The organism is Methanogenium sp. MK-MG (assembly GCF_009914725.1).
Taxonomy (GTDB): domain Archaea; phylum Halobacteriota; class Methanomicrobia; order Methanomicrobiales; family Methanomicrobiaceae; genus Methanogenium.
Genome location: NZ_JAAAWJ010000071.1, coordinates 1 through 9180, shown reverse-complemented (window position 1 = coordinate 9180; position 9180 = coordinate 1). Strand labels below are relative to the sequence as shown.

At 45.8% G+C, this 9180-nt stretch carries 11 protein-coding genes and 2 tRNA genes; 4 read left to right on the top strand and 9 right to left on the bottom strand.

Annotated elements, in window-relative coordinates:
* Positions 1-234, top strand: a 234-nt coding sequence (locus tag MKMG_RS09240) for a YcaO-like family protein (protein ID WP_174235649.1), incomplete at its 5' end; no start/stop codon positions are given.
* Positions 235-339: 105 nt separating this feature from the next.
* On the opposite strand, the gene MKMG_RS09235 is transcribed toward MKMG_RS09240, so the two are convergent.
* The 4 genes from MKMG_RS09235 to MKMG_RS09220 all read right to left on the bottom strand — a co-directional run bounded on the left by MKMG_RS09235 (position 340) and on the right by MKMG_RS09220 (position 3278).
* Positions 340-678, bottom strand: coding sequence for a hypothetical protein (locus tag MKMG_RS09235; RefSeq protein WP_165077491.1), 339 nt, complete (start codon positions 676-678; stop codon positions 340-342).
* On the bottom strand, positions 659-988 hold the full coding sequence (locus MKMG_RS09230) for a winged helix-turn-helix domain-containing protein (protein ID WP_165077489.1): 330 nt from the start codon (positions 986-988) through the stop codon (positions 659-661). The genes MKMG_RS09235 and MKMG_RS09230 overlap by 20 nt, the downstream gene beginning before the upstream one ends.
* 906 nt (positions 989-1894) lie before the next feature.
* Positions 1895-2749, bottom strand: a complete 855-nt coding sequence (locus tag MKMG_RS09225; protein WP_165077487.1) for an alpha/beta fold hydrolase — start codon at positions 2747-2749, stop codon at positions 1895-1897.
* Between the two features lie 199 nt (positions 2750-2948).
* Positions 2949-3278 carry a hypothetical protein gene (locus tag MKMG_RS09220; protein WP_165077485.1) on the bottom strand — a complete coding sequence of 110 codons (330 nt, stop codon included), beginning with the start codon at positions 3276-3278 and terminating at the stop codon, positions 2949-2951.
* Between the two features lie 49 nt (positions 3279-3327).
* Between MKMG_RS09220 and MKMG_RS09215 the strand changes: the two genes are divergently transcribed.
* Both MKMG_RS09215 and MKMG_RS09210 read left to right on the top strand, forming a co-directional pair.
* Entirely contained in the window at positions 3328-3732 is a 405-nt protein-coding gene (locus MKMG_RS09215; RefSeq protein ID WP_165077483.1) for a HEAT repeat domain-containing protein, read from the top strand.
* Positions 3733-4699: 967 nt separating this feature from the next.
* Complete coding sequence (locus MKMG_RS09210) at positions 4700-4999, top strand: hypothetical protein (protein WP_165077482.1); 300 nt, start codon at positions 4700-4702, stop codon at positions 4997-4999.
* A 239-nt stretch (positions 5000-5238) separates the two neighbouring features.
* Here the strand turns inward: MKMG_RS09210 and MKMG_RS09205 are convergent, their stop codons facing one another.
* From MKMG_RS09205 to MKMG_RS09190, 4 genes are all read right to left on the bottom strand, one after another.
* On the bottom strand, positions 5239-6384 hold the full coding sequence (locus tag MKMG_RS09205; RefSeq protein ID WP_165077480.1) for an FRG domain-containing protein: 1146 nt from the start codon (positions 6382-6384) through the stop codon (positions 5239-5241).
* 67 nt (positions 6385-6451) lie between these two features.
* Positions 6452-6778 (bottom strand): Arc family DNA-binding protein, encoded by a 327-nt coding sequence (locus MKMG_RS11780; protein WP_165077478.1) that lies wholly within the window; start codon positions 6776-6778, stop codon positions 6452-6454.
* Between the two features lie 14 nt (positions 6779-6792).
* Positions 6793-6864: transfer RNA gene (locus MKMG_RS09195), tRNA-Thr, on the bottom strand.
* A 205-nt stretch (positions 6865-7069) separates the two neighbouring features.
* Positions 7070-7141 (bottom strand) — tRNA-Thr (locus tag MKMG_RS09190).
* A 423-nt stretch (positions 7142-7564) separates the two neighbouring features.
* Between MKMG_RS09190 and mmp10 the strand changes: the two genes are divergently transcribed.
* Complete coding sequence (gene mmp10, locus MKMG_RS09185) at positions 7565-8800, top strand: methyl coenzyme M reductase-arginine methyltransferase Mmp10 (protein WP_165077476.1); 1236 nt, start codon at positions 7565-7567, stop codon at positions 8798-8800.
* A 4-nt stretch (positions 8801-8804) separates the two neighbouring features.
* On the opposite strand, the gene MKMG_RS09180 is transcribed toward mmp10, so the two are convergent.
* Positions 8805-9035, bottom strand: a complete 231-nt coding sequence (locus MKMG_RS09180) for a hypothetical protein (protein WP_165077474.1) — start codon at positions 9033-9035, stop codon at positions 8805-8807.
* Positions 9036-9180 lie beyond the last annotated feature (145 nt).

Genomic DNA, 9180 nt, shown 5'->3' with positions numbered 1-9180 from the left:
ATCGGGGCCTTCCGGAGTGATAATTTCCTCACTGATATCGAATATGTTCTGGATGAACTGAAGAAGGCAGGCCTTGACCGCTGTATTGTGGCAGATATCACCCGTGAGGATATTGGTGTGCCGGTGGTCCGGGTTATTGTGCCGGGTCTTGAGGTGCTTACGATGGACCCGGACAGGATTGGACAGCGCTGCCGGGATGCCGCCAGCAACGGGTATCAGCCGGGTGTGTGGTGATAGGGAATTCCCTGAGCGGTGATCGGGTCACCGCATTTTCCTGTCAGACGGGATGTCTGCTGCCGGGAAGATTTCATTTTGGGAACCGGGATAAAAAATACATCTTTATTCTGAAACATTTTCAAGAATTTTTTCAATATTGTCAATCTTTTTTCCGATTGCATCAACGGATATCCGCAGCTGGGTAATACTCTCCCTGAGGTCTGAGATCTCTTTTGGTTTTTCCGTGAGGGCGTCTAGGTATTTTTCGACCCATTCCTTTGCTTTGATGACGATGTATATGATCAGTGAGAGGATTGCAAACTGCAGTATGACATACAATGAGCCAAACAGCGGGGTGCTTATATCAATGGCAAAGATAGTCCCGACAATTCCCACGATGGTGAGGAGAAATATGGCGGCCAATGCTGCCATATAGTATAATTCAATCCGTCTGTTTACCATTTTTTGACTCCCGTTCTGCCTGTGTTAATGTCTCCAGGTTTAGTGTAAATTCGAATGGTTGCGCCCGGTAATACCGCCGGTGATATGGTGGTTCGTCGCATCTCCGGTCAACGCCTTTCACAAGTCCGTGTTTTTCAGACTGTTTCAGGTAGATGACAACGAGAGGCCGCGAGATGTTAAGCTCTTCAGAGATTTCTCTTGCAAACTTCTCTTTATGGGCGATGGCCGCCAGTATGTGCAGTCGCTGTTCATTGCCAAGGAATCCGAAAATTCCTGCGATTTCCGGTAGGGTAGGGGGAAGTCCATTCAATGGTGTTAAATTATTGTTACACCATCAAATACTTTATCCTCTATGTAGTCATCCGCCAGATGAGTTGTGGTTTCTAAGGGAAGTTTACATGCATGTGGGAGAACACACAGCATGTCCGATAATTGCAGCGGGGTGGGTGTCCGGTTCTCTGTGAATCTGGCGGGAGTGCAAATGAAGAGATGAATCGTACATGCATGCCGGAATTCTCTGTTCAAGACCATACGTGAGATATTTTTCCGACATACACACGAAAATAACACAAATAAATCGTGCGTAAAGATGCAAACCGGCTGGATGATGGAAACGGGGGCTCCTGCCTCATCCCTGTTTTGTCACCTATTGTCTACCCTTTTTGACCCCCTTTGCTGGGGAATCGGGAGGTGAAATGGACGTATTTTTTGCTTTTTTTTACTGGTGGGAAAATATGGCTGTAATGCCGGTTATTTGCTAAAATGATGATTAATTGTGAACTACTGAGCGGTCGCCATTGTCGGTGATTTTGGGAGGATGTATGGGCTGTCTCCGGTTGAGAACTGCCCACTCCGGGCTTCTGTGTGGACGCATTTTTTCGGGGTGCAGGCCCTTTTGGGGGTTATTTAAGCGTTGCTTAACCAGATGCTGGGATTTTGCCCCAAATGAAGAGTATCGCAATCCGCAGCTGCAGGAGGAAGCAAACAGCACATCCGGTGCCCATCACCCAGAAGAATAACGTAAATTCCGTGGTTGAGATATGGAAGATGAGGGCAACCAATAAGCCAGGAAAGAAGAAGCGGAATCACCATTTTGCCGGGTAGGGGAGTTAACGCCAGTTATATGTCATATTTTTCTATTTTTTGTGTTCTCTGTTTTCTCAGAGGATTTCTGCAAGGCCAAAAATTCAAACGTGTAATATTTTCAAAAAAAAAGTTATGCCGGAGATTCATCCATCTCCAAGAATGTTGTTACAACATTTCCGTATTCCACCGGTGCATAGGATGAACCTGCGTGTGGGATGCCCTTATACCGGACAAGCCATGAACCGTCAATCTGGTTTGCAATTTCTAATGCCACTGACTGTGGGGTCAGGTCGTCTGCGGTGCCGGTGATGAGCATGACATCGTTTGTGATGCCGGAAAGGCTGTCGTAGCTGCCTTCCCATTCGAGGTTTGCAACGGCCTCTTTTCGTACGGCTTCAGGTTTATCTGTATCTTCTGAAGATTCTTCAAGGATGCCGTAGAGTTTTTCTGTTTCCGGAATGTTTGCACTGTATGTGGCAGACGAGAGGACTGCCTTTCTCACCTTTTCCGGGTGGTCGATGAGCAGCTGTTGTGACACCGTTGATCCCATCGATACGCCATAGATGTTCATGCTGTCGTAGCCGAGTGCGGTGATAAGATCTGCTGCATCATCTGAAAGCTGTTCAACCGTAAACGGTGCATCGACGTCAGTACTCTTTCCCATCCCCCGGTGGTCATAGACATAGACGTGGTAGTTTTCTGCAAGGATGCCCACAAATGTGGAATTCCATTGTTCCATCGCCCCCCCGAATCCGATGATCATGAGCAGGAGTTCGGTGTTTTCTGTGCCGAATTCGCGGTATGCGAGGGTGACATTGTTTACATCGCTATACTGAACCGGGGAGTCATCATAGGAGATGGGCTGGATGGTTGGTTCTGTTGGTTGTCCGGTGGTTTCCGGTGTGGCAGATGTCGTGCAGCCGCATGCGAAGAGGATGCAGAGTGCAAGCACGAGAGTCATTGCGGTGATTGCTGTTTTTTTCATAGGATGTGTCTCCTGTATTTATCGTTAAAGTTTGATACGGAAAAATATATCCGGTTATCCGGGGGCAGCTATCTGTCGTCAAATCGTTCTGAATTTTATGAGGAGTATTTCACCAAAACAAATACAATACCTGCGATGATGACACCGGACAGTATGAGAACCGGCATGATGTCATCAAGAACCAGGGAGACGGTGTGAGCTAGCCATGGAAAGTAAATGTATACTCGTCAGCCGGTGAATCAAAGGATGCATGGGCGACCAGATCTCCGAGTATGAACAACACAATGATGGCGAGAATTGTCAGCAGCCATGCATTCCGGTCTTTCTGATTGATCATCAGTTCGTCCCCCCGGCAAACGGTGTCGTCTGCGGCAGGATACTGTGTGTATACTGTTGAGCGGGATATAATATTTTGTGGGGGCAGCAGTTGCCGGACGCTCAGGGTGCAGTATGCCGGGGTATGGGATATGTATTGTGTGGTGGATATCTGCACGAACTCTTTTAATGAATGACTGTAGAGTATCATCATCCGTCACCGGGATGGTTATGAAGGGGACGGGCAGGAGGGGGAAACAGGCATGGAAGACCTGCAAATAAGAAGACAGTTGACAGAGGATCTCCTCAGTCGCCTTGTTCATCCGGAAGAGGAAGTCAGGGAAGCTGCGGTGGAGGCACTTGCGGTGAGTACAGAAGACGAGGACTGGCGGGCAAACGAGCTCATCCGGCAGGGGGGCATCGAGGTGATTGCAGACCTGCTCGATGACCCAAACTCGCATATCAGAGGTGCGGCCCTTGACATCATCATCGCAGTCGCAGCAACCGGCGAAGAGGAGATCCTCATCAGCAATGGAGTGATTGCACAGCTCGATCCGATGCTTGACACGGATGATCCGGTGATACAGAATAAGGTGGTGAAGGCACTCTGGCTTCTGGTGCCGGAGGTTGAGGATGTGGTGATGTCTAAGCCGCAGGATGAGTATTGATGATGGTCTACAACTGGCCAACCATTCTTTACCCTGCAGAAACAGGTGGTTGGGAACAGGTTGTCAGGGAAGAAATAGTGGAGAAGAAATGAATGAGAGGAAGGGACAGTGGAGAGGTATGAAATGAGGGGAGTGTCCACGTACTCTTGTTGTGCCTCACCGTGGGAGCACAACCATCACGTTCTGAGTGTATGTTTCCGGTTTTTCCGATTGTTCTCATTTCCATTACGTTTTCACCCCATTTTCACCCCATTTTCACCCAAAAAAATTCTAAATATCGCCCAAATATGCAATCCAACAATAATTCGTGAAATTAATACATTGTTTTCACTTTTACTTGGATCACACAGACATGTGTAGATACACAGAGAGGGAGATGGGGATTGCTGTATGTTACCAGGAATGTGTGAAAACAGCCTATACTATCTGTACATATATTATTATATTAACTACCTTTTCAGGAATGACAGTCATTTAGGCCGTTTTTTTGTTTTCACTTTTTCCGGTTTTTGGGTGAAAAAGGGGTGAAAATGGGGTGAAAATGGGGTGAAAAAGTGAAATATAAATATATCTCTTTCTTTCAGGAACATTATCTAGCCGGAATGGATGTCATAGACAGCCTGTGAACCATGAGATCCCTGGGGGTGTCCGGTTCGTGGTTGCTGCACAGTCCTGGCGGGTGATCAATGTGGCCAGCCGGGACTCCTTCGACTGGATAATGATCCGGGAGGGGGGCAGAATTCTCCGAAGGCGGGAAGCTGAGAAACCTGAATCATCCTGTTGGGGCAAGACTCCCACGGACTGCTGCTATATTGTCTTCCCGGACAGGAACTTCTCAGACAGCGTTATCCACATCTCCCATTCTATGGAAACGGCCGGAACCTTGGCAGGGTCCGGTATAAAGGGCAGCTGTCGGTGGATAAGAAGGGCGAATAATTAATTTGTTCAAATTCAATAAAAATACCATATGCATTCGAACGAACGGAATATCAACGACTACACATTATTATTAAATCCTAGTGTAAATGAAATTGAGAATCTTGAAGATATTTTAAATAATCTAGCAAAAATGGGTGACAAAGCAAAATTGGAACAATATTGCTTATTTTCGGTAAGTTTTGGATTACCTTATCCGCATAATATATATGCTCATTCTGATGGAACCGTTTCCATTGATATTTTTGAAGACAAAGATCGTAATATGCTTGAAAATCCGTTAAATTATGGAATTGGCCTCATTAAGGACTTCAAGTACGACAATATATGAGCAACATCACGACCTACGACTAGTCCACGCTCCTCTACCCTGCAGAATGGTGTTTCCGCTTCTTCATCACCGCAGTAATAATTTAAATTTACATCGTCTCCGGGCTGTCCACCATGCTCTCCTTGGTCGCATACTGGGTTATGGTTGCTGCAGCTGCGGGGGCGTTCCTCATCCAGGCAAGGATCCTGTTCCTGGTTGCAACTGGCAGGATAACAAATACTCAATAAAATAATTAGTGATTATGAAGAAGACTTTTTATCTTCATTATTTTTGGGAAAGTCCTTATTTAGCTGTTCTAACTGATCAGATACAGATTCGTCACTTGGGTTTAGTTTAAGCGTTGTTGCAAAATCCTCCTTAGCACCATCAATATTATTTAATTCGAGTTTTGCTAACCCGCGTGAGTAATATGATCCATAATCGTCTGGCCGAAGTTGGATCATTATGTCAAAATCCTCAATTGCCCCCAAATAATCATTATTATTAAATTTTAAACTTGCACGTATAAGTAGAGCATTATATGAGTATTTATCTGATTTTAAGATATCATCTAACAATTTTATACATCCTTCGTCATCTTCATTACCTGAAAAATAAAATTTCCTGAAATTTTCCATTTTGTAATAATACTCTGGAGTATAGAAGGGTTTATCAGAACTATTTTCTTTAGAAAATCCCGTCAAATCATTGAATAGAGTTTCAGCTCCAATGTTATGTGAAAGGAATAGATCACATAATATCTGAAATTTTGAATTTTTATCTATTTTTATCATTTTATCAGCATTTTTCTCAATTTCAGTTTCTCCAAATATGAATACAGAATGTTGTTTTGGTATTCTGTTATTCAGATCAGAGGGTTCCCATACCCATAACTTACTCTCAATTTGTGCAAGTAAATCGGAGATGGTTTTGGTGATCTCACTTGATTTTATATGTTTGAATTTATCAGAATCTCGTGTGTTTAGAATATAAACAGCCCCATCTTCAGTATTCATATTCGTTGATGAAACTGCAAAATAAAGAGCAACCAAAGAAGAATATGTAAAATCAATCAAACAGGTTGCTGCACCATTATGCTGTAATTCTGCCAAAAGTTCAAGTTCTTCAAGAGGAATGATTCCTTTCCGGTGATAGCCTTTCAGTATTGCATCGGATATCAGGGTATTATTATATTTAATAAATCTCTTTTTTTCATCACGATCAGACTGAAAAATTTTCAGTCGTCTTGCCGCTGAGGAATTTATGGGATATGATATTTTACTTTGACCCCGGAAGGCATATTTCGCATAAAGACTGTCTGTTATATTTCCAACTGCTTCAAGATATTCAGCAACACTTTTTACTGATTCACCATTCTCCAAAAACTCATCCATCTGGTCAGTCAAGTAAAATCACATCCACACGCATTCAGCGTTCTATAAAATAGACTAAAATTAAAACCCTTAAATTGACCTATTTACCTTCATCCTGAGATTTCACAATTCGTTCCATAAGTTCCGCATTGTGCTTGAGCAATTGCAGGGTATCAGAACTATCTGAAGAGGTCTCTTCTAATATGAGCGCTTTCCTTTCTTCATTTTCAAGATGTTCTTCAATTGCTACAACTATCTCTGAGATCTTGTCTCGTGTGTTCTTTTCTGCAAGTTCATCTATCTTGTCTAAAAGAGTGGTAGGGATCTTTATACTGAATGGTTTTTTGCTACTACTTTGAAGGATTTGATATAAATTTGGATGGTAATATGAACTGTAACAGAATAATTCAGAAAAAAGGCATTGCACCCTAGATAAAATCAAGCCTCAGGAGGGAGTTGAACCCCCGACCTGCTGATTACAAATCAGCCGCTATACCACTAAGCCACTGAGGCGCTCTGCTCTATTTGTGTTCAGGGGTAAAAAAGATGGCGATATGATCCGGCACATGTTCATCTGTTTGTGGCATTTTTCGCATCTGCGTGATCGTCATTCTCTTTCTCTCCCTCTCATCACGGGATGTGTTCTGACCTCACCCTGACCACGATGAGTATGAAATGAAACAGAACGTAAAAGGAAACAAAATCCAAAAAGAACCGAAGCCTCAGGAAGGAGTCGAACCTTCGACCTGCTGATTACAAATCAACCGCTATTCCACTAAGCCACTGAGGCGCTTTATTTAATCAGCTCTCAGGGGTAAAGAATGTGGCGATATGATGAGGCGATATGATATGATGTGATGATATGATGTGATGATATGATGTGATGATATGATGTGATGATATGATGTGATGATATGGTATCGTGGATGAGCACCGGCTGACGAAGTGATCACTCCGTTTCCCATAATCCATTTCCCTTAATATGTTTCCTGTAATCCGTTTCCCATGATCTTTGTCTTTCAGCAGGTTCACGTCCGTCCGGTCTCCGGCCAGTCTCCGGCCCTGTTCTCTGCTCAGACCGTATATTCCTGTTTTGGATATGCAATCCCATCGACCATTCCATCGACCATTCCATCCATCTTTCCACCCGGTCTCTCTCCCTTTCTCTATTCCAAATCCCTTTATGCCGTCAGAATCAGAATACTACATAATTATGGCACATCTGACTGTAGATATCGGAGGCAGACCCGGTCTGGACTGCCAGGGCTTCTGTAAATACTGTTACTTCAAGGGGGTCCGCGAAGAAGAGGAACCCGAACCCCTGGGCTGTAAATACTGTCTGCCGTTTGCTGTCGGGTGTGATTACTGCACCAATTTTGTCCGTGAACGCTACACCGGGTTCAAAGAACTCCGGGATGTGGCGGATGATGTGCTCGGCAACCTGCAGCTGATGGGCGGCAATCTGGACAGGATCACGATATCAGGCGGCGGCGACCCGTCCTGTTACCCGGCATTCGAAGACCTGATGGATCTTCTGGGCAGCATGGGTGTGCCCATCCATATCGGATACACCAGCGGGAAAGGGTTCGATGACCCGGCCATTGCCAACCGGATGGTGGAACAGGGCCTCTCTGAAGTCTCATTCACCGTCTTCTCGGTAAACCCGGAACTCCGCCGCGAATGGATGGGAGACCAGACACCGGAAGCATCCCTTGCTGTCCTTGGAAAACTCTGCCAGAAGATAGATGTCTATGCCGCAGCGCTTGTCATACCCGGTGTCAATGACGGCGAAGATCTTGAACGCACCTGCAAATGGCTGGAGGATAAGGGTGCAAAAGGCCTCATTCTCATGCGGTTTGCGAACCGGGAAGACCAGGGACTTATTCTCAAAAACGCTCCCATCGTCAAAGGCCAGCGGGTGCAGACCATATCGGCGTTCCGTGACATGGTCACCGACCTCAATGGGCGCTACAATCTGCGCATCAACGGCACGCCCCTCTGGGACCCAACTCTTGGGTCACCGTTTGCCATCCTGGACGAACCTGAGCTCCTGGAAAAACTCCCGCGGGTGCGAAAGCAGGCGAGCCTCATCTCCGGTGCCATCGCCGCCCGCTATGTGCAGGAAGTGCTTGATGCCTGCGGAAACCAGTCCTGGGTGGCCAGCCCGAAAAAAGAGATCGCCTGTCTCATCACCCGTGACGACCTAAAAGAGATCGATCTTTCTACTCTGGAAAAAGTCGTCATCATACCGGGCCGGTCATTCGTCCATGAAAAGGAGGCTGCAGAGATACTCTCGGCAGACGGTGTGAGGCGGACTGTCATCCGTGGGCCCGACACCCTCACCGCCGATGCGGAGACCTCCATGGGCATGACCCGCGATGAGGTGCTGCAGATGGAGATCGACGGGTTCTCCTCTCTCATACACCTCATCAACCTGAACGGAGTGTAACCCTTCACCTGCACTTCTGATTGAAGAGTTCTGCACAGTGCTCAATCTCTGATATAATTTCCTCGCCGATGAGGCCTTTCACCGTCTGTGCAAAGGGCTTCAGTTCGACGGGCCCGTTTTGTAATGTGCAGGAGACATCCCCGCCTTTACCCGGATGGACATCGTAGACGCGGCCGTTTTCAAAGGTCACAAGCAGACCTTCATTGGTATATGATATTTTTGCGGATCCTGTCATTTCTTCTTCACCTTGTATGAACCAGAGATTGGATCCCGGACGGCTTCAATCTCTCTTTTCTGATAAGAGGATACCCGGCAATCAATAATCCCACACATGAAGGCGCTGAGTGTATCAGATATGCGGGAAACAGCGACTCCCGGCA

What these genes read in the sequence shown, in the direction of transcription:
- mmp10 (WP_165077476.1), top strand. Translation starts at nt 7,565, where the DNA reads ATGGCACATCTGACTGTAGATATCGGAGGCAGACCCGGTCTGGACTGC.
- MKMG_RS09220 (WP_165077485.1), bottom strand. Translation starts at nt 3,278, where the DNA reads ATGATGATACTCTACAGTCATTCATTAAAAGAGTTCGTGCAGATATCC.
- MKMG_RS09225 (WP_165077487.1), bottom strand. Translation starts at nt 2,749, where the DNA reads ATGAAAAAAACAGCAATCACCGCAATGACTCTCGTGCTTGCACTCTGC.
- MKMG_RS09210 (WP_165077482.1), top strand. Translation starts at nt 4,700, where the DNA reads ATGCATTCGAACGAACGGAATATCAACGACTACACATTATTATTAAAT.
- MKMG_RS09180 (WP_165077474.1), bottom strand. Translation starts at nt 9,035, where the DNA reads ATGACAGGATCCGCAAAAATATCATATACCAATGAAGGTCTGCTTGTG.
- MKMG_RS09215 (WP_165077483.1), top strand. Translation starts at nt 3,328, where the DNA reads ATGGAAGACCTGCAAATAAGAAGACAGTTGACAGAGGATCTCCTCAGT.
- MKMG_RS09235 (WP_165077491.1), bottom strand. Translation starts at nt 678, where the DNA reads ATGGTAAACAGACGGATTGAATTATACTATATGGCAGCATTGGCCGCC.